The organism is Microbacterium sp. NPDC064942 (assembly GCF_049545525.1).
In the GTDB taxonomy this organism is placed as follows: domain Bacteria; phylum Actinomycetota; class Actinomycetes; order Actinomycetales; family Microbacteriaceae; genus Microbacterium; species Microbacterium gawkjiense.
Genome location: NZ_JBMWDR010000001.1, coordinates 424,223 through 449,670 on the forward strand (window position 1 = coordinate 424,223; position 25,448 = coordinate 449,670).

At 70.9% G+C, this 25,448-nt stretch carries 29 protein-coding genes; 15 read left to right on the forward strand and 14 right to left on the reverse strand.

Going from position 1 to position 25,448, the window contains the following annotated elements:
- The first annotated feature begins 51 nt into the window (after positions 1–51).
- Both ACPEH2_RS02040 and ACPEH2_RS02045 read left to right on the forward strand, forming a co-directional pair.
- On the forward strand, positions 52–1,068 hold the full coding sequence (locus tag ACPEH2_RS02040; protein ID WP_363378466.1) for a Gfo/Idh/MocA family protein: 1,017 nt from the start codon (positions 52–54) through the stop codon (positions 1,066–1,068).
- 25 nt (positions 1,069–1,093) lie between these two features.
- The gene (locus tag ACPEH2_RS02045) at positions 1,094–1,393 is read left to right on the forward strand and encodes a Dabb family protein (RefSeq protein ID WP_359917015.1); all 300 of its coding nucleotides are present in this window, start codon (positions 1,094–1,096) and stop codon (positions 1,391–1,393) included.
- 16 nt (positions 1,394–1,409) lie between these two features.
- On the opposite strand, the gene ACPEH2_RS02050 is transcribed toward ACPEH2_RS02045, so the two are convergent.
- Positions 1,410–2,498, reverse strand: a complete 1,089-nt coding sequence (locus tag ACPEH2_RS02050) for an alkene reductase (RefSeq protein ID WP_363491671.1) — start codon at positions 2,496–2,498, stop codon at positions 1,410–1,412.
- Between the two features lie 61 nt (positions 2,499–2,559).
- Between ACPEH2_RS02050 and ACPEH2_RS02055 the strand changes: the two genes are divergently transcribed.
- A complete protein-coding gene (locus ACPEH2_RS02055) occupies positions 2,560–3,276 on the forward strand; it encodes a Type 1 glutamine amidotransferase-like domain-containing protein (RefSeq protein ID WP_423718125.1) in 717 nt (238 codons plus the stop codon).
- A 7-nt stretch (positions 3,277–3,283) separates the two neighbouring features.
- Here the strand turns inward: ACPEH2_RS02055 and ACPEH2_RS02060 are convergent, their stop codons facing one another.
- The 3 genes from ACPEH2_RS02060 to ACPEH2_RS02070 form a co-directional block, all read right to left on the reverse strand.
- On the reverse strand, positions 3,284–5,320 hold the full coding sequence (locus ACPEH2_RS02060) for an ABC transporter ATP-binding protein (RefSeq protein ID WP_423718126.1): 2,037 nt from the start codon (positions 5,318–5,320) through the stop codon (positions 3,284–3,286).
- Positions 5,317–7,044 (reverse strand): ABC transporter ATP-binding protein, encoded by a 1,728-nt coding sequence (locus tag ACPEH2_RS02065; RefSeq protein ID WP_423718127.1) that lies wholly within the window; start codon positions 7,042–7,044, stop codon positions 5,317–5,319. Before ACPEH2_RS02065 ends, ACPEH2_RS02060 begins: the two co-directional genes overlap by 4 nt.
- A gap of 75 nt (positions 7,045–7,119) precedes the next feature.
- Positions 7,120–7,491, reverse strand: a complete 372-nt coding sequence (locus ACPEH2_RS02070) for a response regulator transcription factor (protein ID WP_253034101.1) — start codon at positions 7,489–7,491, stop codon at positions 7,120–7,122.
- A 148-nt stretch (positions 7,492–7,639) separates the two neighbouring features.
- Between ACPEH2_RS02070 and ACPEH2_RS02075 the strand changes: the two genes are divergently transcribed.
- The 4 genes from ACPEH2_RS02075 (at position 7,640) to ACPEH2_RS02090 (ending at position 10,945) form a co-directional block, all read left to right on the forward strand.
- The gene (locus tag ACPEH2_RS02075; RefSeq protein WP_423718129.1) at positions 7,640–8,323 is read left to right on the forward strand and encodes a hypothetical protein; all 684 of its coding nucleotides are present in this window, start codon (positions 7,640–7,642) and stop codon (positions 8,321–8,323) included.
- A gap of 141 nt (positions 8,324–8,464) precedes the next feature.
- Positions 8,465–8,698, forward strand: a complete 234-nt coding sequence (locus tag ACPEH2_RS02080; protein WP_359917029.1) for a helix-turn-helix domain-containing protein — start codon at positions 8,465–8,467, stop codon at positions 8,696–8,698.
- A 20-nt stretch (positions 8,699–8,718) separates the two neighbouring features.
- Positions 8,719–9,189 (forward strand): SRPBCC family protein, encoded by a 471-nt coding sequence (locus ACPEH2_RS02085; protein ID WP_363491675.1) that lies wholly within the window; start codon positions 8,719–8,721, stop codon positions 9,187–9,189.
- 85 nt (positions 9,190–9,274) lie between these two features.
- Positions 9,275–10,945: an AAA family ATPase gene (locus ACPEH2_RS02090; RefSeq protein ID WP_423718130.1), complete on the forward strand. Its 1,671-nt coding sequence runs from the start codon at positions 9,275–9,277 to the stop codon at positions 10,943–10,945.
- A 1-nt stretch (position 10,946) separates the two neighbouring features.
- On the opposite strand, the gene ACPEH2_RS02095 is transcribed toward ACPEH2_RS02090, so the two are convergent.
- Together ACPEH2_RS02095 and ACPEH2_RS02100 are read right to left on the reverse strand one after the other, a co-directional pair.
- Complete coding sequence (locus tag ACPEH2_RS02095; RefSeq protein WP_423718131.1) at positions 10,947–11,174, reverse strand: hypothetical protein; 228 nt, start codon at positions 11,172–11,174, stop codon at positions 10,947–10,949.
- A 67-nt stretch (positions 11,175–11,241) separates the two neighbouring features.
- The gene (locus ACPEH2_RS02100) at positions 11,242–11,433 is read right to left on the reverse strand and encodes a DUF1272 domain-containing protein (RefSeq protein ID WP_423718132.1); all 192 of its coding nucleotides are present in this window, start codon (positions 11,431–11,433) and stop codon (positions 11,242–11,244) included.
- A gap of 105 nt (positions 11,434–11,538) precedes the next feature.
- Here ACPEH2_RS02100 and ACPEH2_RS02105 point away from each other — a divergent pair, with 105 nt between their 5' ends.
- Positions 11,539–12,402 carry a cell division protein ZapB gene (locus ACPEH2_RS02105; protein WP_423718133.1) on the forward strand — a complete coding sequence of 288 codons (864 nt, stop codon included), beginning with the start codon at positions 11,539–11,541 and terminating at the stop codon, positions 12,400–12,402.
- On the opposite strand, the gene ACPEH2_RS02110 is transcribed toward ACPEH2_RS02105, so the two are convergent.
- Together ACPEH2_RS02110 and ACPEH2_RS02115 are read right to left on the reverse strand one after the other, a co-directional pair.
- Positions 12,403–12,672 (reverse strand): hypothetical protein, encoded by a 270-nt coding sequence (locus tag ACPEH2_RS02110; RefSeq protein WP_423718134.1) that lies wholly within the window; start codon positions 12,670–12,672, stop codon positions 12,403–12,405.
- Between the two features lie 105 nt (positions 12,673–12,777).
- A complete protein-coding gene (locus tag ACPEH2_RS02115; RefSeq protein ID WP_217532239.1) occupies positions 12,778–13,659 on the reverse strand; it encodes a LysR family transcriptional regulator ArgP in 882 nt (293 codons plus the stop codon).
- Positions 13,660–13,743: 84 nt separating this feature from the next.
- On the opposite strand from ACPEH2_RS02115, the gene ACPEH2_RS02120 reads away from it, so the two are divergent.
- Positions 13,744–14,403: a LysE/ArgO family amino acid transporter gene (locus tag ACPEH2_RS02120; RefSeq protein WP_423718135.1), complete on the forward strand. Its 660-nt coding sequence runs from the start codon at positions 13,744–13,746 to the stop codon at positions 14,401–14,403.
- A 30-nt stretch (positions 14,404–14,433) separates the two neighbouring features.
- On the opposite strand, the gene ACPEH2_RS02125 is transcribed toward ACPEH2_RS02120, so the two are convergent.
- Together ACPEH2_RS02125 and ACPEH2_RS02130 are read right to left on the reverse strand one after the other, a co-directional pair.
- Positions 14,434–14,799 (reverse strand): histone-like nucleoid-structuring protein Lsr2, encoded by a 366-nt coding sequence (locus tag ACPEH2_RS02125; protein WP_423718136.1) that lies wholly within the window; start codon positions 14,797–14,799, stop codon positions 14,434–14,436.
- A gap of 28 nt (positions 14,800–14,827) precedes the next feature.
- The gene (locus ACPEH2_RS02130) at positions 14,828–15,676 is read right to left on the reverse strand and encodes a response regulator transcription factor (protein WP_423718137.1); all 849 of its coding nucleotides are present in this window, start codon (positions 15,674–15,676) and stop codon (positions 14,828–14,830) included.
- A 125-nt stretch (positions 15,677–15,801) separates the two neighbouring features.
- Here ACPEH2_RS02130 and ACPEH2_RS02135 point away from each other — a divergent pair, with 125 nt between their 5' ends.
- Positions 15,802–16,152 carry a DUF485 domain-containing protein gene (locus tag ACPEH2_RS02135; protein WP_423718138.1) on the forward strand — a complete coding sequence of 117 codons (351 nt, stop codon included), beginning with the start codon at positions 15,802–15,804 and terminating at the stop codon, positions 16,150–16,152.
- Positions 16,149–17,768 carry a solute symporter family protein gene (locus tag ACPEH2_RS02140; protein ID WP_423718139.1) on the forward strand — a complete coding sequence of 540 codons (1,620 nt, stop codon included), beginning with the start codon at positions 16,149–16,151 and terminating at the stop codon, positions 17,766–17,768. Before ACPEH2_RS02135 ends, ACPEH2_RS02140 begins: the two co-directional genes overlap by 4 nt.
- A 57-nt stretch (positions 17,769–17,825) precedes the next feature.
- Here the strand turns inward: ACPEH2_RS02140 and ACPEH2_RS02145 are convergent, their stop codons facing one another.
- Positions 17,826–18,350, reverse strand: coding sequence for a methylated-DNA--[protein]-cysteine S-methyltransferase (locus ACPEH2_RS02145; protein ID WP_423718141.1), 525 nt, complete (start codon positions 18,348–18,350; stop codon positions 17,826–17,828).
- Between the two features lie 194 nt (positions 18,351–18,544).
- On the opposite strand from ACPEH2_RS02145, the gene ACPEH2_RS02150 reads away from it, so the two are divergent.
- Together ACPEH2_RS02150 and ACPEH2_RS02155 are read left to right on the forward strand one after the other, a co-directional pair.
- A complete protein-coding gene (locus tag ACPEH2_RS02150; protein ID WP_423718142.1) occupies positions 18,545–22,237 on the forward strand; it encodes a DEAD/DEAH box helicase in 3,693 nt (1,230 codons plus the stop codon).
- Positions 22,227–22,403 (forward strand): hypothetical protein, encoded by a 177-nt coding sequence (locus ACPEH2_RS02155; protein ID WP_217532260.1) that lies wholly within the window; start codon positions 22,227–22,229, stop codon positions 22,401–22,403. Before ACPEH2_RS02150 ends, ACPEH2_RS02155 begins: the two co-directional genes overlap by 11 nt.
- Positions 22,404–22,407: 4 nt before the next feature.
- On the opposite strand, the gene mscL is transcribed toward ACPEH2_RS02155, so the two are convergent.
- The 3 genes from mscL to ACPEH2_RS02170 are packed head-to-tail and all read right to left on the reverse strand — an operon-like array spanning position 22,408 to position 23,782.
- Complete coding sequence (gene mscL, locus ACPEH2_RS02160; protein ID WP_311284089.1) at positions 22,408–22,869, reverse strand: large conductance mechanosensitive channel protein MscL; 462 nt, start codon at positions 22,867–22,869, stop codon at positions 22,408–22,410.
- A gap of 34 nt (positions 22,870–22,903) precedes the next feature.
- Positions 22,904–23,176, reverse strand: coding sequence for an FmdB family zinc ribbon protein (locus tag ACPEH2_RS02165; protein ID WP_253034083.1), 273 nt, complete (start codon positions 23,174–23,176; stop codon positions 22,904–22,906).
- Positions 23,177–23,191: 15 nt separating this feature from the next.
- A complete protein-coding gene (locus tag ACPEH2_RS02170) occupies positions 23,192–23,782 on the reverse strand; it encodes a 5-formyltetrahydrofolate cyclo-ligase (RefSeq protein ID WP_423718143.1) in 591 nt (196 codons plus the stop codon).
- Between the two features lie 78 nt (positions 23,783–23,860).
- Here ACPEH2_RS02170 and galU point away from each other — a divergent pair, with 78 nt between their 5' ends.
- Positions 23,861–24,739: a UTP--glucose-1-phosphate uridylyltransferase GalU gene (gene galU, locus ACPEH2_RS02175; RefSeq protein ID WP_253034081.1), complete on the forward strand. Its 879-nt coding sequence runs from the start codon at positions 23,861–23,863 to the stop codon at positions 24,737–24,739.
- 22 nt (positions 24,740–24,761) lie between these two features.
- Positions 24,762–25,382 carry a GNAT family N-acetyltransferase gene (locus ACPEH2_RS02180; protein WP_082886120.1) on the forward strand — a complete coding sequence of 207 codons (621 nt, stop codon included), beginning with the start codon at positions 24,762–24,764 and terminating at the stop codon, positions 25,380–25,382.
- Positions 25,383–25,448 lie beyond the last annotated feature (66 nt).

Sequence of the window (25,448 nt, forward strand, 5' to 3'; positions counted from 1 at the left end):
CACATCGCGAGCCTAGGGTGCGCCGCGCGCACAATGCAGCAGGATGGCGGGATGCCTCTCCTCCCCGCACCCCGCCTGATCGACCCCGCCGCCGTCCCCGCCCTGCGGTGGGGCGTGATCGGCACCGGCATCGCCGACCGGTTCGTGCACGCCCTCCACGCCCACACGGGGCAGCGCGCGGTGGCCGTCACCGCGCGGGATGCCGACAAGACCCGCGCGTTCGCCGACGCCCACGGCATCGGCCGCGTGCACCGGTCGGTCGCGGACCTGGTCGGCGACCCCGAGGTCGACGTGGTCTACGTTGCCACCCCGCATCCGCTCCATCGTGAGCAGGCGCTGGCGGCCATCGCGGCCCGCAAGCACGTCCTCATCGAGAAGCCGATCGCCCTCTCGGCCGTCGACGCGACCGAGATCCTGGCCGCGGGGCGTGCCGCCGGCGTCCTCGTCGCCGAGGCGATGTGGACGCGCTACCTGCCGCAGGCTGACGTCATCCGGCAGGTGCTCGCCGCCGGCACCCTCGGCGAGATCGACCTCGTCCGCGCCGACTTCGGCTCGCTCGTCCCGTTCGACCCCACCAGCCGCATGTTCGATCCCGCCCTCGGCGGCGGCGCCATGCTCGACCTCGGCGTCTACATCGTCGCGTTCGCGTCGTCCGTCATCGGGCCGCCGAGCACGATCCGCTCGGTCGGCACCCTCGCTCCCACCGGTGTCGACGACAGCGCGACGATCGCCCTGAAAACGGATGCCGGGGCGCAGGCCGCGCTCACGACCACCTTCGGTGCGGTCACCCCCGTCGAGGCGACGGTGTTCGGCTCACGGGGGCGGCTCGACGTCCTCGCGCCGTTCTACGGCCCCACCGGTCTGCGGCTGCAGCTGCACGGTGCCGACGAGGAGGTGTGGCACGACGACGCGCTCCCCACCGTCCACGACGGCCTCGGCTACCAGGCCACGGCCTTCGCCTCGTTCGTCGGTGAAGGGCTCGTCGAATCGCCGCTGCACCCTCACGACGAGGTCGTCTCGGTGCTCGCGACGATCGACGAGGTGCGCCGACAGATCGCCGCCGATTGACCGGGCGGGGTTAGCCTTGGTCACCATGACCATTCAGCACACCGTCGTGTTCGCGCTGCACCACGCCGAGGGCTCCTCGGAGGAGAAGACGTTCCTGACGGACGCCCAACGGTCGCTGTCGGCGATCCCCGGCGTGCAGCAGTTCCGCATCAACCGTCAGGTCGGCGACAAGAGCGACCTGCGCTGGCAGTTCACGATGCTCTTCGACGACCAGGCCGCCTACGACGCGTACAACGAGCACCCCGACCACGTCGCGTTCGTCGAGAGCCGCTGGCAGCACGAGGTGCGCGACTTCCAGGAATACGACTTCGTCGCGGGCGACTGACCCGGCCGCAGGCGTGTCAGCGCTCCGCGCGCACCTCGGCGAGCGAGGGGTAGTCGGTGTAGCCGACGGCCCCACCCGTGTAGAAGAACTCCGGCCGCGGCTCGTTGAGCTCGGCGCGCTGCTCCCACCGCAGGGCGAGGTCGGGGTTCGCGATCGCAGGTCGGCCCACCGCCACGGCGTCGGCCCAGCCCTCGAGCACGAGCTCCTCGGCCTCCTCACGCGTCGTGACCGTACCGAAGCCGGAGTTCACGATCGACGGTGCGGCCGCCTCGTGCCGGATCCGCTGGACGATCGTGCTCTTCGGGTCGGCGTGCAGCAGGTCGACGAACGCGAGCCCGAGCGGAGCCAGGCCCTGCGCGAGCGCGGTGTACGTCGCGAGCGCGTCGGCGTCGTCGGTCTCGAGGACCCCGGGGATCTGGTGCTGCGGGGAGAGACGGATGCCGGTGCGCCCCGCACCGACCGCGTCGGCGACCGCGCGGGTCACCTCGACGGCGAAACGTGCGCGGTTTTCCGGGGACCCGCCGTAGGCGTCGTCGCGGACGTTCGACTCGGGGGAGAGGAACTGATGCACGAGGTAGCTGTTCGCGCCGTGGACCTCGACGCCGTCGAGCCCCGCGGCGATCGCGTTGCGCGCCGCCTGGACGAACTGCTCGACGACCTCGGCGACCTCCGCCGTGCTCAACTCCTGGGGGACCGGCAGCGCGACCTTGCCGTCCCGCGTGCGTCCCTCGCCGGGTGAGGCGATCGCGCTCGGGGCGACGACACGGTCGACGCCCGAGATCTCGGGATGCGACACACGGCCGCCGTGCATGAGCTGCATCACGATCGTGCCGCCCTCGGCGTGCACGGCCTCGGTGACGCGGCGCCAGCCTTCGACCTGCTCGGGCGTCTCGATGCCGGGCTGGCCGAGGTACGACATCCCCTCGCGCACCGGCCATGTGCCCTCCGTCACGATGAGTCCCATGCCCGCGCGCTGGCGGTAGTACTCGACCATGTCGTCGGTAGGCACGCCGTCGTCGCCCGCACGCGTGCGGGTCAGCGGCGCCATGACGACGCGGTTGGACAGATCCAGATCACCGAAGACAGCGGATTCGTACAGGCTCATGCTGAGGGGGAACGACACGGGACGGCCGTCGTATTCCGGGCGCCCCGATACGATCGCCGACATGCCCACCTCAGCCCACCCCGCCCGTGTCCACCTCCTCGGGGGCGGGCGGGACGACGCGCTCCTCGTCCCCCTGTTCGCGGACGCGCTCGCCGGAGCGACACGGGTGCGCGCGCTGCTCGTGATCGAAGCGGACGACGACGAATCGGTGCCGCGGTGGCGTCGGCTCATGGACCTCGCGGGCTCGGCCGGTGCCGACGTGGTGAGCCTCGCCGAGGGTGACCGGTTCGCCCCCGAGGTCCTGGACGACGTCGACGCGCTCGTCGTGGGCGGCGGCCTCACCCCGACCTACGCGCACGCGTTCGCCGACATCGCACCCCTCGTGCGGGAGCGCGTGGCGGGCGGGATGCCGTACGTCGGCTTCTCGGCCGGCGCGGCGATCGCGGCATCCGAGGCCCTCGTCGGCGGGTGGCTGCTCGACGGGGTGCCCGTCGCGAGTGAGGATGCCGGCGAGGAGGAGGACGAGCTCCTCGTCGTCCCCGGACTGGGTCTCGTGCCCTTCGCGATCGACGTCCACGCCGCGCAGTGGGGGACGGTCACCCGGCTGACCGCCGCCGTGGCCGCGGGACTCGTCCCGGTCGGCTACGCAGTCGACGAGCACACGGCGCTCGTCACCGACCCGGATGGCGATCCGACCGTCGCCGGGGTCGGCGTCGCTTGGCACGTCGCACCCGACGGGCGGTCGGCCGTCGTGACACGGCGGACCGCCCGCGGGTGAGACCGGCTCACTCCGCCGGAGCGGCGTCCTCTGCGACCGGCGCGTCGACGAGGTCGTCGTGCGCCTGCTCGAACTGCGAGCGGTACAGCCGGTAGTAGGCGCCCTGCGCCGCGATGAGCTCCTCGTGCGTGCCCTTCTCGACGATGTCGCCGTGCTCCATCACCAGGATGAGGTCGGCGTCGCGGATCGTCGAGAGCCGGTGCGCGATGACGAACGACGTGCGTCCTTCGCGGAGCGCCGCCATGGCGTGCTGCAGCAGCAGCTCGGTCCGTGTGTCGACCGACGAGGTCGCCTCGTCGAGGATCAGCACGGCCGGCTGCGCCACGAATGCCCGGGCGATCGTGATCAGCTGCTTCTCGCCGGCGGAGACGTTGGAGGCGTCCTCGTCGAGCATCGTGTCGTAGCCGTCGGGGAGCGAGCGCACGAAACGGTCGACGCGCGTCGCGACGGCGGCATCCACGATCTCGTCGTCCGTCGCCGACTCGCGCCCGTACCGGATGTTCTCGCGGATCGACCCGGCGAACAGCCACGGATCCTGCAGCACCATGCCGGTGCGGGAGCGCACGTCGTCACGGGAGAGCTGGGCGATGTCCTGACCGTCGAGCAGGATGCGTCCGCCGTCGAGCTCGTAGAACCGCATCAGCAGGTTGACGAGCGTCGTCTTGCCCGCACCCGTCGGGCCCACGATCGCCACCGTCTGCCCGGGCTCGACCCGGAACGACAGGTCGGTGATCAGCGGGTGCTCGGGCGTGTACGAGAACTTCACGTTCTCGAACTCGATGACACCGCGCCCGTCGCCCCGGGCGGGGGCGTCGGCGGCATCCGGTTCCTGCTCCTCGGCGTCGAGCAGTTCGAACACCCGCTCGGCCGAGGCGGTGCCCGACTGCACGACCGCCGCCATGCCGCCGAGCTCGGACAGCGGCTGGGTGAACTGCTGCGAGTACTGGATGAACGCCTGCACGTCGCCGAGGCGCAGCTGTCCGCTCGCGACCTGCAGACCGCCGAGCACGGCGATGCCGACGTAGGTCAAGCTGCCGATGAACGTCATGCCGGGCATGATCATGCCCGACAGGAACTGCGCCTTGAACGCCGCCTGGAAGAGCTCTTCGTTCTCCTCCTGGAACTTCGCCTGCGCGTCGGCCTCGCGACCGAAGACCCGCACGAGCGAGTGCCCCGAGAACGACTCCTCGACGCGGGCGTTGAGGCGACCGACCTTGCGCCACTGCACCCCGAACGCCTTCTGCGACTTCGGCCCGATGATGCCGAAGATGATCGCCATGAGCGGCAGGGCGACGAGCGCGACGATGGCGAGCTGCCACGAGATCGAGAACATCATGACGAGCACACCCACGACCGTGAGGATCGCGGTCAGCGCACCCGAGAGCGACTGCTGCATCGTCTGGGTGATGTTGTCGATGTCGTTGGTGACGCGCGAGATCAGCTCACCGCGCTGCACGCGGTCGAAGTGCGACAGCGGCAGGCGGTTGAGCTTGGCCTCGACCTGCTCGCGCAGGCGCCACATCGTGCGGACCATGATCACGTTGATGACGTAGCCCTGCATCCAGGTGAGGACCGCGGAGACGACGTAGATCACGAGCACCCAGGTGATGACGACCTTCAGTGCGTCGAAGTCGACCCCGGCACCGGGGGCGTAGTTCTGCATGGCGCCCACGATGTTCGCGAAATCGTCCTGACCCTGCGAGCGCAGCGCCGCGACGGCCTCGTCCTGCGAGAGCCCCGCCAGCGCCGGATTCTGCCCGAGGAAGTTCGAGAGGAACCCCTCGAAGACGATGTTGGTCGCCTCGCCCAGCACCTTCGGCGCGATCACGGCGAGCACGACGCCGACGGCGCCGGCGAGCGTGACGAGACCGAACCACCACTTGTAGGGCGAGAGCAGCCCGATCATGCGGAAGAAGTTCGGGCCGAACTGCGACGCCTTGCCGGGGGCGACGGAGTCCCAGTCGCCGCTGTTCAGGCGGGCCTGTTCGGCGAGCTCCGCCTCGAGGCGCTCCTCCTCGGTCATCTCCTTCTCGGGCGCGCTCATGCGTCCACCCCCAGCTGCGATTCGACGATCTCGCGGTAGGTGTCGTTCGTGGCCAGCAGCTCGTCGTGCGTGCCGACCCCCACCATCCGGCCGCCGTCGAGCACGACGATGCGGTCGGCATCCGTGATCGTCGAGACGCGTTGCGCGACGACGATCTTGGTCACCTGCGGCAGTTCTCGCCAGAGGGCCTGGCGCAGTTTCGCGTCGGTCGACAGGTCGAGCGCCGAGAACGAGTCGTCGAAGACGAGGATGTCGGGCTGGTGCACGATCGCGCGGGCGATCGACAGGCGCTGCCGCTGCCCGCCGGACACGTTCGTGCCGCCCTGCGCGATGCGGGCGCCCAGGCGGTCGTCCATCTCCTCGACGAAGTCGCGACCCTGCGCGATCTCGAGCGCGTGCCACAGTTCGTCGTCGGTGGCGTCCTCACGGCCGAACCGCAGGTTCGAGGCGACGGTGCCGGTGAACAGGAACGCCTTCTGCGGGACGAGGCCGATGCCCTGCCACAGCCGGTCGAGGTCCGCCTCGCGCACGTCGACGCCCGCGACCCGGACGGATCCGCTCGTCACGTCGAACAGCCGCGGGATGAGCGACACGAGCGTCGTCTTGCCGGCGCCGGTGGATCCGACGATCGCGACCGTCTCGCCGCGCGCGGCCGAGAAGCTCACCCCCGAGAGCACGGGCTCGTCGGCTCCGGGGTAGGTGAAGGTGACGTCGTCGAACTCGACGGTGCCGGGCGTCGGGAAGACCGACACGGGCTGGGCGGGCTTCACCAGTCCGCCCTCGACCGCGAGGACCTCGCCGATGCGGTCGGCCGACACCGCGGCGCGCGGGATCATGATCGTGATGAACGTCGCCATCAGCACACCCATCAGGATCTGACCGATGTACTGCATGAAAGCGAACAGTGTGCCGATCTGCACCGACCCCTCGTTCACCTCGATGCCGCCGAACCAGATGACCCCGACGACGGTGACGTTCAGGATGAGCATCGCGAGCGGGAACATCAGCACGAACAGCGACCCGACCTTGCGGCCGACGATCATGATGTCGATGTTCGCGCCCCGGAAGCGCTCCTCCTCGATACGCTCGCGCACGAACGCGCGGACGACGCGGACGCCGGTGAGCTGCTCGCGCATGATGCGGTTCACCGCGTCGAGCTTCTTCTGGTAGCTGCGGAACAGCGGCACCATACGACTGATGATGAGGATGCCGACGACCAGCAGCGTCGGCACCGACACGCCGATCAGCCAGCTGAGTCCGACGTCCTGCTGCAGCGCCATGATGATGCCGCCGATGGCCAGCAGCGGCGCGGTGACGAGCATCGTCGCGCCCATCATCGCCAGCATCTGCACCTGCTGGACGTCGTTGGTGTTGCGGGTGATGAGCGAACCGGCGCCGAACTGCGTGACCTCGCGCTCGGAGAACCCGCTGACGCGCTGGAAGACGTCGCGGCGGATGTCGCGCCCGACGGCCATCGCGGCGCGGGCGGCGAAGAACGTGGCGATGATCGAGGCGACGATCTGCCCGAGGGCGATCGTCAGCATGAGGACACCGTGCGACCAGATGTAGCCGATGTCGCCGCGGGTGACGCCGTTGTCGATGATGTCGGCGTTGAGACGGGGGAGGTAGAGCGCGGCCATGGCGGAGGCGAACTGGAAGACCAGCACCCCGACCACCAGCCAGCGGTAGGTGCGCAGGTAGCGCACCAGGAGGGTTCCGAGCATGAGTCTCAGAGTGCCACCACCCGCCGACCTGCGCGTCCCCCCTGCGGGGGGATGTCCGCTGACGGCGTAGCGCCGTCAGGCCACCGCGGCGAGCAGTTCCTTCACGTGCGCGACGATCTCGCGCGGACGGAAGGGTTTAGCGACGACCTCGTCGACCCCGGCGCGGAGCGCCTCCTCGCGGTCCGAACTGTGGACGCGCGCGGTGAGCATGATGATGTGGGGCTGCGGGATGCCGGCGGCCCGGATCTCACGCGCTGCCTGGATGCCGTCGGTGCCGGGCATCATCCAGTCCATCAGCACGACGCGCGGATGGTCGGCGACGACCCGTTCGACCGCCTCCCGGCCGTTGCCGGCGCGGCCGGCCACGATTCCGGCGCGGTCGAGGCTGGAGACGAGGAGCATGGCGATGTCGTCGTCGTCGTCAACCACGAGCACGGAAATCTCCACCCCCGTACTCTGACACGATCCCGGGGTGTGGACGAACCCGGGCCGCGGGCGGGGGAATGCCGGCGTTCGACCGTGCCCCCGGCCGAGGAGTTCGCGCTGTCGGCATGAGAGGGACGGATGCCGGTGCCCGCGTCGCTAGGATGACGCCGTGACAGCCTCCGGAGACGAGCCCCGGGGCATCCGTTCCCCGCGGAATGCCCGGTGGCTGCACGAGGTCACCGACCGGGTCCCCACTGCGTGGCTCCCCGGCATCGTCACGGCCGTGTTCCTCGGCGCCGCGGCCGCGTTCGGCGGGCTCGACGCCGTCGCCGCACCCCCCATCGCCGCCCTGCAGGCGGGCGACGAGCACCGCAACGACATGCTCGCGTTCACGGTGGAGCGGGCGGTGCTCATCGACTCGTTCCCCGAGGCGGGCGCGTCTGCGAACGCCGAGGAGGGTGAGCGGGTCCTCGCCGTCGTCGTGACCGCCGAGAACACGTGGGATCGCGCGGTGCCGGCGGAGAACGACGCGTCCCTGACCGGGATGCTCCGCGCGCCCTCGCTCGCGGACCCGGTACCCGTAGCGGCGGCCCGGTTCGATGACGGGACGAAGGAGCCATGGCTGCAGCCGGGCCTGCCGGCCGAGCTCGTCGTGACCTGGATCATCGGCGCAGATGAACTGGCTGCGGGCGATGAGCTCGAGCTCGAACTCCGAGACTTCACCCTCCAAGAGGGCCAGATCGTCTTCTCAGGCGAGGTGTGGATCGACCCGGTGGTGGGTGCGCGGGTGTCGGTGCCGGTGACCGACGTCGGATCCGGCGCCGACGCCCAGCCCGAGGAGGAGGGACAGTGAGGCGCTGGGCGGTGTGGACGATCGGCATCACACTGCTGGTCATCGCGTGGGGTGTCGCGAAGGTGACCCCCGGTACGGAACTCACCGAAGCCTCTTTCGTGACGGAGGCGCGAGTCCTGGGAACCGTGGACCGTCGCCGTCGTGATCGCCGCCTTCGTCGGCCGGTGGGCGTGGGGGCGATGGAACCCACTCGAGCTCGTGCACGACGCGCTGCGCCGCCTCGGCGGCGGGACGGCCGCCGACCTCGCCGCGGAGCTCGGCCTCTCGCGGGTGAGCTGCAGGCGCTACCTCGAGCACCTCGCCGACGAGGGCGCCGCCCGCCGCACGATGGACTACGCGACCGCCGGGCGGCCGAGCACGCGATACGTCGTGTGAGCGGTGGATAGCCTGACGGGATGACGACCACCTTCACCGAGGTCACGCGTGTCGCGTGCGTGCCGGAGGTGCTGTTCGACCTCTCGCTGTCGATCGACGCGCACCTCGACTCCATGCGGCGGTCGCGCGAGCGCGCCGTCGCCGGGGTGACGAGCGGGACGATCAGGCTGGGGGAGAGCGTCACCTGGCGCGCCCGCCACTTCGGCGTGATGTGGACGATGACCTCGCAGATCACCGCGCTCGAGCGCCCGCGTCGGTTCGTCGACGAGCAGGTGCGCGGACCGTTCCGGGTCTTCCGTCACGAGCACCGGTTCGAGCGGGACGGGGACGTCACGGTCATGACCGACACCGTCACCCTGCGCTCGCCGCTGCTCGGGGTGCTCGTCGAACCGCTCCTGCTGCGCCCGTACATGCAGCGGCTGATCCGTACGCGGAACGCGGTGCTGGTCCGGAAAGCCACCGCGACCTCGGCTGGCCGGGGGGGGGCCTGACGCGGCGACTCTGCCCGTCCACCGGGGATTTCGGCGTCGCGCGCGATAGCGTGGGAGCGCGTCCGTCGCGCACCGAGAGGAATCCATGAGCACTGGCAGTGAACCGACACACGCCTCCGCGCACGTCACCGGTGGGTCGGCACGGTTCACGACGGTCGACGGCGCCGAACAGACCCTCGACGCTCCTGACGCCGACGGCGTGCGCCGCCTCATCGTCGACCGGGTGAGAGCGGATGCCGCGGCCGCCGGCACGGCGATCGAACTGCGCACGAGCGGCGACCGCGGTGAGCATCGCCTGATCGTGGGACCTTCGGGCGAGATCGACGTCGAGGTGGATGACCGCACCGTCACCCGTGCGGAGCTGCGCCAGCAGGCGTGGTGGACCACGGACCCCGAGCCGGTGCACGAGGCCGAGGCTGACGAGGACGACGCTCCCGCCGCGGAGGCTGAGCCCGAGGTGGATGGCGCGGAGCCCGCGCTCGTCGCCGAGGTGCCGGCGTTCTTCCCGCCGTCGTCGAACCCTCTCCCGGAGTCCGCCGAGCGGCCCCCCGTCTTCGACAGCGGGGACGACGACGACCTCGACGAGGACGACGCGGCGGCGCCGGCCGAATGGGCACCCGCCCGCGTGACCGAGATCCCCGCAGCCGTTCCGGCGACGGGAACCGACCCCGTCGACGTCGCGCGCGCGGACGAGCCGCAGCCCGCAGCCGAGCCGGAGCCCACGGACGACCCGGAGCCCGCAGCCGACCCGGACAGCACAGCGACCGCCACGCCCGAGGCGCCGGCCCCCACCGACGGCGCACCCGCGCCCGAGACCGCGTTCGAGGCATCCGCCTCCAACGGGTCCCGTCCCTCGTTCATCGAGCCTCCCGGAGTTCACCCCGCCACCGTCTCGGGCTGGCGCTCGTTCTTCGTGCGGATCGGCATCCCGATCAAGCCGTCGAAGGCGGAACTCGCGCGCGCCGAGCGCGAGAAGGCCGTCTCGCGCCAGTGGGCCGGATGCCGCGCCATCGCCGTCGCCAACGGCAAGGGCGGCGTCGGCAAGACCATGACGACCGCGGTGCTGTCGGCGGTGTTCGCACGCCACGGCGGCGGCAACGTCCTCGCGTGGGACAACAACGACACCCGCGGCACCCTGGGGTGGCGCACCGAGCAGGGCGACTACGACACGACGATCCGCGACCTGCTCCCCGAAGCATCGCGGCTGCTCGAGGCGACCGCATCCGTCTCCGACATCGCACGATTCGTTCATCACCAGTCCGTCGACCGCTACGACGTGCTGCGCTCGAACCCCGAACTGCTCGCGGCCGACCAGCGCATCACGACCGCCGACTTCGACCTGCTCGCGCAGGTCGCGGCGCGCTACTACCGCATGGTCATCTTCGACTCGGGCAACGATGAGTCGGCCGACCGCTGGCTGCGCATGATCGATTCGGCGCATCAGCTCGTCGTCCCGACCCTCGCCGCCCCCGAGTCGGCCGAATCCGCCGCCCTCCTCCTCGACGCGCTGCGCAAGCGCGACGAGCACTCGCGCCGCCTCGCCGACGGCGCCGTGGTCATCGTCGGGCAGTCCGAGCGTGCCGGCATCGGCGCCGCGCAGCGCATCGCCGCCGGCTTCGAGGGTCACGTCCGCGCGGTCGAGATCATCCCGTTCGACGACGCGCTCAAGGCCGGCCGCATCCGTTACGACGCCCTGCAGTCGCGCACGAAGGACGCCTGGATGCGCGCCGCCGCCGCCGTCGCGAGCGGCCTGTAAATCAGCGGACGGGCCCGCGGAAACCTTCGGTGGGACGCTCGTCCCACGTCGTGAACGGATCGTCGCCCACCTCGGCCATGAGGGCGGGACGCGCCGCAGCCGCTGCCTCCGCGGACTCCCACAGTACGATCCCGACGAGGCGACCGCCCTCGTCGTCGACCACACCCGCCCACTCGAGCGCGGGCTGCTCGCGGGCGACCCGGCTGTAGCGGCGCATCGACTCGATCACCGCGTCACGATGTCGCGGCTGGGGTGAATGGCCAGAGACCACAGCGAACGTCATGGCCGGTAGTCAATCACCCGTCGGCGGGCCGGACCACCCGTGTCGGCCGCCGCTGCAGGTCGCCGCCGCAGTTCGGACAGGCGTGTCCAGGGAAGCCATTGCGGCACGCGGCGCACCATGTGCACTCGTACGAGCAGACGTACGCTTCACCGTCCGGGGGCAGATCGCGCGCACAAGACTCGCAGTTCGGGCGCATCTCCAGCATCCTCCGACGATAGGACGGGCGATGAGGTCGCCGCGGGCCGACGCCTGCCGTGCCGCGTCGGAATCCTGCCGAATCCGCGCCGGCGACATGGGGGAGGATGGGCAGATGACCGGTGAGACGGACGCCACGCGGCTGATCGAGGTCGCCACGCGGCTGATCGAGGTCGCCACGCGGCTGAGCGTGGCTCCCGCCGGTGATTTCGTCGCGTTGCGCACCGCAGCCGCGGCGGAGGCATCCGACAAGGATCTCGCGGCCGCGATCAAGAAGCTCCGCAAACCGGTCCTCGCCGCCTGGGTCGTCAACCTGCTCGCCTCAGATGACGCCGACGCGCTCACCTCGGCCGCCGACCTCGCCGACGAGTTCCGCGAAGCAGTGGATGCCGGCGATGCTCGCGCTCTCGCCGATCTCACCCGGCGCCGTCGCAGCATCCTCCGTGACCTCGTCGATCGCGCCGTGCGGCGTGCGGGCGAGCGCGGTGTCGAGGTAGGCGGCACCATCCGCACCGCAGTCGAGCAGACCCTCGACGCCGCGCTGCGGGATCCGGATGCCGCGGCTGCCGTCGCGAGCGCCCGGTTGCTACGCCCCATCGAGGCGACCGGAATGGACGCGCCCGACCTCTCCGACGCGGTCTCGGGACCCTTCGACGTCGCCTCAGCCCGGCCCGAGCCGACCGACGACCTCGCCGAGCGTCGCGCGGCCCGCGAGGCCGCGCGAGCAGCGGCCGAGGCGCGACGTCACGCCGAGAGTCTCGAGCGCGACCTCGATCGCATCGAGGACCGCTGGCAGGCGGCGCAGGAGAGGGCGTCGTCGCTCGAGGACCGCCTGGCGGAACTCGACCGTGAGCGCGCCCGTCTCGAGGACGAGGCCGAGCGGGCACGCGCCGAGGTCGAGGACCTCGCCGAGCAGCGCCGCCGAGCCCGTACCGCCGCGACGAAGGCACGGTCCGCGGCCGACCGTGCGGCCGACTGATCAGCCGCGCGCGCGGTGCTGGTCGAGTGCGGTCGTGGCGGTCGACCAGACGAGGGTCTGCGCGACCTCCTCAGCCCGGTCGTACCGCGGCCCCGTGAGGACCACGTATACGGCGCCGACGACGTCGATGTAGCCGGCGACCTCGCCGGCGATCCGGACCTCGTAGCGGTCCTCCGCGATCTGGTCCCACTGGATGCGCGACGCTCGGGGTGCGGCATCCGCCGGTCGACGCGTCGGCAGTGCGCGCAGCGTCTCCGAATCCACGAACATGTTCTGCACCTCGTCCCGCTCACCCCGTCGACACGTATGCCAGGTGATCACCATCGCCCCGCGCACCCGCGCGGCGGAGGGGATTGACGCGGCCCGGGGCGCGCGCTACCCGACGGCGGGCGAGCGGTCCGCGGCCTCGCGGACGGCCGTCGTGACCGTCTCGAGGAGCGGGGACGAGAGGTTCCAGCGCTGCCAGAACAGGGGGACCTCGACCGTGTCGTCGGCCAGAATGACGAGCGAGCCGTCGGCGACACCCGCCTCGAATTGGCCGGGCAGCAGCATCCCCCACCCCAGGCCGATCGTGATCGCCTGCGCGAACTCGGCCGACGCGCTGATGATGTGGCGGGGGGCGTCCCGCCGGGCGCCGTGTCGGCGTGCGAACGCGCTCTGCAGCGTGTCGTGACGGTCGAAGTCGACGCGCGGTGCGGCTTCGAGCGCGGCCCGCCCGAGCCCCTGCGGGAACCACCGATCTGCGAAGCCCCGCGTTGCGACGGCGGTGTACCGCATCCGCCCCAGAGGTGAGGAGACGCATCCGGCCACCGCGTCGCGCTGCGAGGTGACGGCCGCCATGACCGTGCCCGCCGCGAGCAGCTGCGCCGTGCGTTCCTGGTCCTCGCGGTGCAGCTCGAACGTGACCGGGTGCGCGGCGGTGACGGCGGTGAGTGCCGGGAGGAACCAGGTGATGAGCGAGTCGGCGTTGACGGCGAGCGGCACCACCGCGGAGCCCGCCTCGTCGCCCAGGGCGGCGCGGGCGTCGTGCTCGAGCAGGTCGAGCTGACGCGCGAGACGCACGAGCGGCTCGCCCGCCTCCGTCGCGGTCACCGGCTTGGTGCGCCGCAACACCACCCGGCCGACGCGCTGCTCGATGACGCGGATGCGCTGGCTGACCGCGCTCGGGGTGATCCCGAGCCGTGCGGCCGCGCGATCCAGCGTGCCGGCGTCGACGGCGGCGGCCAGCGTGCGCAGGTGCTCGAACGGGATGTCCACGCCACCAGCGTAGTGAAGCGATGCTTCAGATGATGCAGAATCCTTCGCTGTACTGCAGAAGACGAGCTGCCTACCGTGGGACCTGTGACTCCCGAACTCGCCGCCTTCCTCTCGGGCCTCGGACTCTGCCTCGGTCTCATCGTCTCGATCGGCGCGCAGAACGCGATCGTGCTGCGCCAGGGTCTGCGGCGCGAACACGTGGGGATCGTCGTGCTCGTCTGCGTCGTCAGCGACGCGATCCTGCAGACCCTCGGCGTCGCCGGCGTCGCGACCCTCGTCACCGCCCACCCGTGGCTCGAGACGATCGCGCGGTGGGCCGGTGCGGCGTTCATCGTCGGGTTCGCCGTTGTGAGCGCGCGGCGCGCCTGGCGCGGCGGCGGCAGCCTCGAGGCCGCCGAGCCGGAGGGGACGACGGATGCCGCGGCCCCCGGCACCGTCCTCGTACGGCCGCGCGCGGCGACGAGGACCGCGACGCTCCTGACCATCCTCGCCGTCACCTGGTTGAACCCCCACGCGATCGTCGAGACGACCGTCGTGCTGGGGTCGGTGGCGGCGACGCACGGTGACGCGCGGTGGTTCTTCCTCGCCGGCGGCGTCGCCGGCAGCACCCTCTGGTTCGTGCTCTTCGGCTACGGCGCGCGCTACCTCGCGCCGCTCCTGCGCACGGCACGCGCGTGGCGCATCCTCGACGCCGGCATCGCCGTCATCATGCTCGTCATCGCCGTCAGCCTCGTCCTCGGCTGATCGGGCGGGGATGCCGCGGCGCGGCGACCGTCAGTGCGCGGCGTCGTACGCGTCGAGCACCTGAGCCGGCACGCGACCGCGCTCCGAGACCTGGTAGCCGTTCTTCGCGGCCCACTCGCGGATCGGTGCGTAATCGCGCTGCCCGGCTCGCTTCTGCTTGCGGCCGCCGCCGATCGACGAGGTGACCGCGCGTGAGGTCGTCCCGCGCGACGAGACACGACGCGCGGCGTCGATGTACGGCGCCAGGACGTCGCGCAGGGCGTTCGCGTTGTCGTGGGTGAGGTCGATCTCGTAGGCGGTGCCGTCGAGGGAGAAGAGCACGGTCTCTCCGTCGCCGACCTCGAGGACGGTGCCGTCCAGGTCGTCGACGAGCTGATGCACGATTTTGCGGGCCATGCGCTCACCCTAGTGGCGCGCGTGCTCGCTACGGCAGAAGTCCGACCCGGCGCGCCTTGGCGACGGCGGCGTGGCGGGTCGAGGCATCCAGTTTCGCCATCGCCGCCTGCAGGTACGACTTGACCGTCCCCTCGCGCAGCGACAGCGACGCGGCGATCTCGGCATTGGTGGCGCCGAGCGCGCAGCAGGCGAGCACATCGAGCTCGCGCGGCGAGAGGGCGACGTCGAGCGATGCCTCGGCCGCCGCCGGTCGCGACATCCCCGCGAGGCGCTTTTCGACGGCCGCGATCCGCTCCCGCAGGTCGGGGTCGGTGACGGATGCCGCGATGCTCCGCAGCTCGGCGTAGCTCTCGCGCAGATCCTCCTGCGCGGAGGCGGGCAGGGCGGGTTCGGCGGGCGTCAGCGCGGCGACGCGACGGTCGACCTCCTCGCGGACGCGCAGCTCGGTCGCGAGCATGTCGGCGGCGCGGAAGGCGGGCCGGCTGACGAGGTCACCGACGGGGCCGGGTGTCCAGGACCCGCAGTAGACGATGCCCCGCGGGCGGCCGGTGACGACGACGGGCACGGCCAGCAGGGTCGAGATGCCTTCACCGAGGATGGCGCGGTCGTAGTCGTGCGTGATCGTGCGCGCGGTGCGGTAGTCCAGGGCGAGGCGGGGTCGCTTCTCGATCATCGCGGCACCGCCCAGACCGCGACCGGCTTCGACGACGAGTCCCTCGATGCTGCGGGTGTGGGTGCCGGAGATCGCGGTGACGTGGACGGCGCCGCCGCGTTCGAGACCGCCGAAGACGACGGGGAAGCGCGTCTGACGGGCCAGATCGGACACGGCTCGGGAGACGAGCCGCGTGTCCGCGTCGCTCTCGACCGACGATCCCACGCGTACCTACTTCCGGGGGTGACGGCACCTCTGCCGCCTTCGTACGGTCGAACCTACCACGCGGCCGATTCTCAGGAACGGCCCGTGCGAGCACCGTCGCTCACCCCATGAGGCAAGGAGGCCACATGTCGTCCCAGTCACCCCACGGAGGCGTGGAAGGGAGTGCCATCGACTACGTCGCGGTCGAACGATCGCCCCGGTTCGTCGAGCTGAAGAAGAAGCACCGCAGCGTCGTCTTCCCGCTGGCCGTGCTCTTCCTCATCTGGTACTTCGTCTACGTCCTGCTCTCGTCCTTTGCTCCGGACTTCATGGCGCAGGAGGTGTTCGGTCACATCACGATCGGCCTGCTCCTGGGCCTCGGACAGTTCGTCACCACATTCGCCATCACGATGGGCTACGTCGCCTTCGCGAACCGCCGGCTCGACCCGATCTCCTCCGAGATCCGCGCCGACCTCGAGAGGCAGGAAGCCCGATGAGCCCGATCCTCCTCACCGCGGCACCCACCGGAGCGGCCGAGAACAACCCCGTCCTCAACATCTCGATCTTCGGTGCGTTCGTCGCGGTGACGCTGTTCATCGTCATCCGCGCCAGTCGCAACAACAAGACGGCCGCCGACTACTACGCTGCCGGCCGCTCCTTCACGGGTCCGCAGAACGGGTTCGCCATCGCCGGCGACTACCTGTCGGCGGCATCCTTCCTCGGCATCGTCGGCGCGATCGCGATCAACGGCTACGACGGGTTCCTCTACTCGATCGGCTTCCTCGTCGCGTGGCTCGTCGCGCTGCTGCTGGTCGCCGAGCTCATGCGCAACACGGGCAAGTTCACGATGGCCGACGTCTTGTCGTTCCGTCTGAAGCAGCGCCCGGTGCGGCTCGCCGCAGCGATCACGACGCTCGCGGTGTGCTTCTTCTACCTGCTCGCCCAGATGGCCGGTGCGGGTGGTCTCGTCTCGCTGCTGCTGGGGATCACCGAGCAGATCGGGCAGTCGATCGTCGTCGCCGTCGTCGGTGTGCTGATGATCGTCTACGTCCTCATCGGTGGCATGAAGGGCACGACGTGGGTGCAGATCGTCAAGGCGTTCCTGCTCATCGGCGGCGCCATCGTCATGACGATCTGGGTGCTCGCGATCAACGGGTTCAGCCTCGACACGCTTCTCGAGGCGGCCGTGCAGAAGTCGACGACCGATCCGCAGGACGCGATCCTCGGTCCCGGCCTGCAGTACGGGGCCAATCCGTGGGACTTCATCTCCCTCGCGATCGCGCTCGTGCTCGGCACTGCGGGTCTGCCTCACGTCCTGATGCGCTTCTACACCGTCCCGACGGCCAAGGAGGCGCGTCGCTCGGTGGTCTGGGCGATCTGGCTGATCGGACTCTTCTACCTGCTGACGCTGGTCCTCGGCTACGGCGCCGGCGCCATCGTCGGATCCGAGACGATCAAGGCGGCACCCGGTGGCGTCAACTCGGCGGCACCGCTGCTCGCGGCGGCGCTCGGCGGGCCGGTCCTGCTCGGCTTCATCTCGGCTGTCGCATTCGCCACGATCCTCGCCGTCGTCGCAGGACTCACGATCACCGCGGCCGCATCCTTCGCGCACGACATCTACGCGAACGTCGTGAAGAAGGGGAACGTGCCGCCGGACGGCGAGGTCAAGGTCGCCCGTCGCACGGTCATCGTGATCGGTGTGCTCGCGATCCTGGGTGGCATCGGCGTGCAGGGGCAGAACGTGGCGTTCCTCGTCGCGCTGGCCTTCGCGGTAGCCGCCTCGGCCAACCTGCCGACGATCCTGTACTCGCTGTTCTGGCGCAAGTTCACGACGCGCGGCGCCGTGTGGAGCATGTACGGGGGACTCGCGACCGCGATCGTGCTCATCGTCCTGTCGCCCGTGTTCTGGGGCACCGAGACGAGTGTATTCAAGAACGTCGGCACGGCGATCTGGCCGCTCAACAACCCGGGCATCGTCTCGATCCCGGTGGGCTTCCTCCTCGGCTGGCTGGGGTCGGTGACCTCCCGCAAGGCCGAGGACGCCACGAAGGCCGCCGAGATGGAGGTCCGCTCGCTGACAGGGTACGGCGCCGAGAAGGCGGTCGACCACTAAGAGCGGATGCCGCGACGAGGCGGGCAGGGACGGCCTACACGCCCCTGCCCGCCTCCGTCATGCGCGGCCCGTCGCGCCCGCGACCCGCTCCTCGAGGTCGAGGAGGAACCGCTTGTGCTCGGGCCGGCCGCCGTACTCGCCGAGGGAGCCGTCGCTGCGGATCACACGGTGAGCGGGCAGCACGATCGACCAGGGGGTGCGGGCGCACGCGGTCCCCACCGCGCGATGCGCCCGCGGGGACCCCGCGGCGATGGCGATCTCGGCGTACGACGCCGTCTCGCCGTACGGGATCCCGGCGATGGCCTCGAGTGCCTGCCGCGTGAAGCCCGCCGTGAGTCGCCAGTCGAGCGGCACCGAGAAGTTCCGCCGTGCGCCGGCGAAGTACTCGTCGAGCTCGCCGGCTGCCTCCCGCGCCGGACCGTCGTCGGGCACCGGCACGCTGTGCAGCAGCAGGCTGAGCCGGGAGACCTCGGCGTAGGCCGGGCCGTCCAGCACCGACAGCGCGACGAGACCCTCCTCGGTCGTCACCAGGAGGGCCTCGCCGATCGGTGTCGGGTGCACCGAGTAGGTTGCGATCGTCATGTCCTCATCATGGCTGCGGGGCCGAGACGCCCAGAACGGGGGAGGAGCGGGCGGGGGAGAAGCGGCATCCCGACCCGGATGTGGAGGAATCGGCGCCCGAGTGAGGGTCGATCCGCGAAACTCGGCCGTCGATCCCGCTTTCCGGGCTCGACGCGCCTAGTGTTTTCCGTGTGTGGCGAGCAGAGAGCGGTGCTGTGCGCGGCGAGAGTGCCGAGCAGATGCCCGCGGTGACCCCGGCGGACGTGACGCTGTCCGACCCCGAGGTCCTCGTCATGCACGCGGCCGTCCCCGAGCGCAAGCGACTGCGCGAGGAGGCCGCACACCTGGGCGGCGCCTCGACGCTCCTCCATTATCGCGACGACGGCGACGCCGGCATCGACATCACCAAGGCCCACCCGGGCAGCCTGCCGCAGTTCATCACGGGTCGTCCCACCCTGCTGTCGAACATGTTCCGCGACGAGGTGGCCCTCCGCACCGCGCGTCTGGCCGCCGAGCGCATCACGTCGAAGGACGTCGAACTGCGCACGGCGCGGGGCCTCGACACCGTGCACCTGGCCATCGGCATGGCGTCGTGGCGCATCGGCGGGGTCAGCTGCACCGCGCCCGTCCTGCTGCGTCCGCTGACGATCCGCCGTCACCACATCGACTTCGACCTGCGGTTGCACGGCCCCTTCCATGTCAACCGCGAACTGGTCACCGCGGCCCGCATCCACTTCGGCGTCGACCTCGACGGCGACGCGCTCGCCGCCCTCGCCTACGACGGCGGCGTGTTCCAGCCGCAGCCCGTCATCGACCGGCTGCGCGCCCTGACGGCGCACGTCCCCACCTTCACGGTGCAGCCGCGGCTCGTGGTCTCGACCTTCGCCGACGTCGCCTCCGACATGGAGCGGGACGCCGTCGACCTCGACCACCCCGTGCTCAATGCGCTCGCGGGTCACCCCGCCGATCGCGAGCGCCTCTCGTTCGTGCGCCCGCAGCCCGACGCCGTCGGCCCCGACGACCGCACGCCCGCCTCGGACCGCCTGATCCTCGACGCGGATGCGGAGCAGGAGGCGGTGCTCGCCCGTATCACCGCGGGGCAGTCGCTGGCCGTCCACACCCTTCCCGGAACGGGCGGCACGCAGACGGTCATCAACGCCGTCGGCGAGCTCGTCCGCTCGGGAAAGCGGGTGCTCGTCGTGAGCGCCCGCCGGTCGACCCTCGACGGCGTCCGCCACCGGTTGGCCGGCATCGGCCTGCCCGGCCTCGCGGTGTCGCCGACCCGGCTGCACCGCGACCTCATCCGCGCGATCGCCCGCAACGAGAAGGCCGAACAGCCCAAGGTCGCCGAGGTGGACGACGCCCTCGTGCGCCTGCGCACCGTGCTGCGCGACTACCGTGCCGCGCTGACCCAGCGTCACGCCTCGGTCGGTGTCTCCCCGCTCGAGGCCCTGCGCGAACTCACGCGCATCGCCGACCACGAGCCGCAGCCGAGCGCCACCACACGCTTCGACCTCGCGACGGTGCAGCGCCTCGCGACGCGCCGCGTCGAGGCCGCGGAGGCACTCGCGGCATCCGCTCGCCTCGGCGAGTTCCGCATCGGACCCGACGACTCGCCCTGGTACGGCGTGGCGTTCTCGACGACCGACGAGGCCCGCGCCGCGCACGCGCTGGCCGGCCGGTTGCACCGCGCCGAGGTCCCCGCGCTCCTCGAGCGCGGCTACGAGCTGATCGGCCAGACGCGGATGCGGCCGTTCACGACCATCGCCGAGATGGGCTCGTACGTGCAGCTGCTGCAGGGCATCCGCGCCTCGCTCGACCGCTTCAGCCCCACCGTGTTCGAGCGCCCCCTCACCGACCTGATCGCCGCCCACTCGTCGCGCCGGGACTCGGCGCAGATGACGACGGCCAACCGCCGACGTCTGCGCCGCCTGTCGAAGGAGTACGTGCGGCCCGGCATGCACGTCACCGACATGCACGACGCGCTCCTGCGGGTGCAGAATCAGCGCACGCAGTGGCAGCAGCTCGTCGATGCCGGCGTCACGCCCGAGATCCCGATCGGCCTCGACGACGTCGCGGCCGCATGGCAGCGGGCGAACGCCGACCTCGCCGACCTCGACCGCGCGCTCGGTCGCACCGAGCCGCTGGCGAGCCTGCCGATCCCGCAGCTGCTGCGGACGCTCGCGGGCCTCGCCGCGGCATCCGACGTCTTCGACAACCTCGTCGAGCGTGCAGCGCTGCGCAGCGAACTCGCGCAGCTCGGTCTCGAGCCCCTCCTCATGGAGCTCTCGACCCGCCACGTCCCCGAGTCCGAGGTGGCCGCGGAGTTCGAGTACGCATGGTGGCGTTCCGCGCTCGAGGCCATGCTGCGCTCGGATCGCGCCCTGCTCGGCGCGAACACCACGGTGCTCGACCGCCTCGAGCGCGACTTCCGTCTCGTCGATGAAGCGCACGCCTCGTCGTCCGGGCCCCTGCTGGCCTCGGAACTCGCCAAGCGGTGGCGCATCGCGATCGTCGACGAGCCGCGCGAGGCGGCCTCGCTGAAGTCGGCGCTGCGCGGCGGCACCGCGTCGGCGTCGGAGCTCGTCGCCTCGGCGCCGACCCTCATGCGCGTGCTCGCGCCGGTCTGGCTCGCGTCGCCCTACGAGGTGCCGCACGTGCCGGATCACCCCGAGTTCGACGTCGTCATCATCGCCGACGCGGCCGCGCTGTGCCTCGCCGAGGCGACGCCCGCGCTGCGCCGCGCCCGGCAGATCGTCGTCTTCGGCGACCCGGTGACGCAGAAGCCGACACCGTTCCGGCTCTGGTCGGGACGCGGCGACGACCCGGAGGCGCCCGAGGTGCCGTTCGACGACACGAGCGTCTTCGAGCGACTGAGCGAACTGATCCCCGTCGAGACCCTGACCCGCAGCTACCGCGCCGGGGGAGAGGACCTCGCCGAGCTCGTCAACGACGCGTTCTACGGCGGTGCGATCGGCTCGCTTCCCTGGGCGGGGTCGTACCTCGGTCGCGGCAGCCTCAGCGTCGACTACGTCGAGGGCGGCACGGGCGCGCCGAACCCCGACACGGGGGCCGTGGAGAGCCCGGATGCCGAGGTCGCCCGCGTCGTCACGCTCGTCGTCGAGCACGCGATCAACCGTCCCGCCGAGTCGCTCATGGTCGTCACCGCGTCGGCGCGCCACGCCGAGCGCGTGCGCGCGGCGGTCGCGAGCGCGTTCGCGGGGCGTTCGGACGTCGCCGACTTCGTCGGCCGCGAGACCGCCGAGCCGTTCGCCGTCCTCGGCCTCGAGGAATCGGTCGCCGAGAGCCGCGACCGCGTCATCTTCTCGCTCGGGTTCGGTCTGACCAAGCACGGCCGCGTCCTCAGCGACTTCGGCGACCTGTCCACCGCCGACGGCGAGCGGCTTCTGACGGTCGGCATGACCCGCGCCCGCCGGTCGATGGTGATCGTCTCGTCGATCCGGCCCTCGGCCTTCGACGAGGGACGCCTGACCTTCGGCGCCGCCACCCTCATGGCCATCCTCGGTCGGATCGCCGCGCGGGGACGCGACGCGCGACTGGAGGACCTCGCCGATCCGCTCACCCTGACCCTCGCCCAGCACCTGCGGAGCCTCGGAGTCTCCGTCGACGTGCACTACCGCGGCGGTCAGCTGCCGCTGGTCGCGCAGTACAAGGGCAAGGCCGTCGTGGCCGACATCGATCCCGAGAGCACGCACGACAGCCTGCGCGAGACGCTCCGTCGGCGACCGCAGCTGCTGCGCCGGCTCGGCTGGCACTACGTGCGCGTCCACGCGTTCGACGTCTACAACGATCCCGCCGCCGTGGCTCTCCGCATCGCCGGGGTCATCGGCGTGCAGCCCGAGACGCCGTCCGCCCCCGGATCCACCCAGCCGATCGATGTCGACTGAGCGCCAGCGCGTCGAGCGGGTGCCGGGGTCCCGTCGTGCGCGGCTGACCCCTGCGCCGGGCACGGACCCGGCCCCCGAGACGCCGAACGGGCCGGACGCGGGGGAACCCCCGGCATCCGGCCCGAACGATGAACGACTGCGGAACGACGTCCCGCCGCACTACTGACGCGTCAGATCGACGGCGACGGCGGTTCGGTCGACCGGCGCGTGGCCGGTGCGGGCGCGCTGCCCTGCTTCTCGAGCAGGTCGCGGATCTGGACGAGCAGCTCGGCCTCGGTGGGGAGCTTCGCCTCCTCCTCGACGACGCCGGCCTTGGCGGCCTGACGCTCCTTCCACTTGTTCATTGGGACGACGAACACGAGGTAGACGACGAGCGCGACGGCGAAGAAGCTGATGATCGCGGTGAGAAGACCACCGAGCGGGAAGGTGACCGGTTCACCGTGGATTCCGACGAACGAGGGACCGATCGACCCCGTCTTCGGGTCGGGCAGGTAGAAGAGCGCGATCAGCGGGTTGATGATGCTGGTCACGATCGCGGTGACCAACGCGGTGAACGCACCGCCGATGACCACGGCGACCGCCAGGTCGATGACGTTGCCGCGCATGATGAAGTCTTTGAAGCCCTGGATCACGGCTCCTCCTCCCTCCGCCGGCACGGAGCCGGGGCTACGAACCCGCGGGGGCGGGCGAAGCGGACGCTTCGGATTTCTTCGATGATGTCGAAGAACCCGAGCTTTCGCCAGAGGATGCGGGGGAGCTGGTGCTGCGCGAGTCGGTGCGGTAAAAGCCCGAGCCGTTGAAGGTCACGCCGATCGAGCCGTACTGCTTGCGGACGAGACCGCCGCACTCGGGGCACTCGGTGAGCGCGGCGTCGGAGAACGACTGGACGGTGTCGAAACGGTGGCCGCACGCGGTGCAGGCATAGGCGTAGGTGGGCATGGGACCTCGGGTGACTCAGCGAAGGGGAAGGCGGACGGTGCGGGTGGGGGTGACGACCCCCGAGACGGGCTGGTCGTGCAGTTCGCGCGGGACCTCGTCGACCAGCTCGGAGTCGAAGATGACGGCGTAGACGGGCGGGCACTTCTCCATCGAGCCGATGGTCTTGTCGAAGTAACCACGCCCCCAGCCCAGCCGCATCCCGCTGCGGTCGACGGCGGCCGCGGGGATCACGAGCAGGTCGACGTCGTTCACGGCGACGGGGCTGAGCAGTTCGCCCAAGGGTTCGGGCAGGCCGAACATGCCCTCGGCGATGTCGCCCTCGTGCTCGGCGACCGCCCAGTCGAGCAGGCCGTCGGCACGGGTCACCGGCAGGAGGACCCGGATGCCGCGCGCCACCGCAGCGGCGATGAACTCGCGCGTGCCAGGCTCGGTCGTCGTCGAGAGGAAGCAGGACATGGATCGGACGCCGTGCTCGGCGACGAGCGCGTCGAGCTGGGTCCGGATGCCGGCGGCGGCCTCCTCGAGAGCGCCGGCCGAGCGCTGCTGTCGGCGTTCGCGGAGCTCGGCGCGCAGCGCGCGTTTCTCGCTGTCCACGGGGCCGGTCATGGTCCGATTCTAAAGGGACACGCCCGCCGTCCCGGCCGCGTCATATGCAGGACACGACTGATCTGTATGGTGATGGTCATGTCTGCCGAGCGCATCAAAGCCGTCATCCCTGCCGCGGGTCTGGGCACCCGCTTCCTGCCCGCCACGAAAGCCATGCCGAAGGAGATGCTGCCGGTCGTCGACAAGCCCGCGATCCAGTACGTCGTCGAGGAGGCCGTCTCAGCCGGCATCGACGATGTGCTCATCATCCTGGGGCGCAACAAGAACAACATCTCCAACCACTTCGACTCCGTCCCCGAGCTCGAGTCCAACCTCTCGAAGAAGGGCGACCACGAGAAGCTCAAGCGGGTGCAGGACTCGTCGGACATGGCCGACATCCACTTCGTCCGGCAGGGCGAGCCGAAGGGTCTCGGTCACGCGGTGCTGCGTGCCCGTTCGCACGTGGGCGACAGCACGTTCGCGGTGCTGCTCGGCGACGACCTGATCGACGCGCGCGACGTGCTGCTCGAGAAGATGCTCGAGCAGAACAAGAAGACCGGCCTGACCGTCGTCGCGCTCATGGAGGTCTCGCCCGACCAGATCCACATGTACGGTGCCGCCGCCGTCGAGGCGACCGACGAGGAGGACGTGGTCAAGGTCACGGGTCTCGTCGAGAAGCCGAAGAAGGAGGATGCCCCCTCCAACTACGCCATCATCGGCCGCTACGTCCTGACGCCCGGCGTCTTCGATGTGCTCGAGCGCACCGAGCCCGGCAAGGGCGGCGAGATCCAGCTGACCGACGCGCTCGAGGAGCTCGCCTCGACCGAGGGCGTCCTCGGCGTCGTCTTCCGCGGTCGCCGCTACGACACGGGTGACCGTGCCGACTACATCAAGGCGATCGTCCAGCTCGCGGTCGACCGTGAGGACCTGGGCGCCGAGCTCCGGCCGTGGATCAAGGACTTCGCATCGGGTCTGTGAACCCGACGCGTCACTGATGGGCATGGACGGGCCGGTCGTGCGAGCGCACGGCCCGATCTCGATCCGGCTCGTGCGACCGCGTGACGCGAAGACGTTACAGACCGAGCTCGTGCAGAACCGGTCGTGGCTGCGGCAGTGGGAGGCGACGAGCCCCGACGGTCCGATCTCGCTCGACATGCGCAGCGGGGTGCGCCGGTTGCTGCAGCAGTACCGCGACGGCACCGGTGTGCCCTTCGTCATGGAGTACGACGGCGAGATCGCCGGGCAGTTGAACGTGTGGGGGATCGCCCGCGGGTCGCTGTCGTCGGCGACGATCGGGTACTGGGTGAGTGAGCGCTTCGCCGGCAAGGGCATCACGCCGACCTCGGTCGCGCTCGCGACGGACGTCTGCTTCGAGGACCTGCGTCTGCACCGGATGGAGATCTGCATCCGCCCCGAAAACGCCAAGAGCCTGCGGGTCGTGCAGAAGCTCGGCTTCCGCTACGAGGGGCTGCGGCGGCGCTACATCCACATCGACGGCGAGTGGCGCGACCACTACGCGTTCGCGCTCGTGCGCGAAGAGGTCCGGGAGGGCGTCCTCAACCGGTGGTTGGCGGGGCGCGCGCCGCAGGATGCGGCATCCATCCCTCCGTCGGACCGTTAACCCTCAACCAGAAGTTCAGACACGCCCAGCGGATGCAGGCCCCCACCGCTCCGGCGACATACGGTG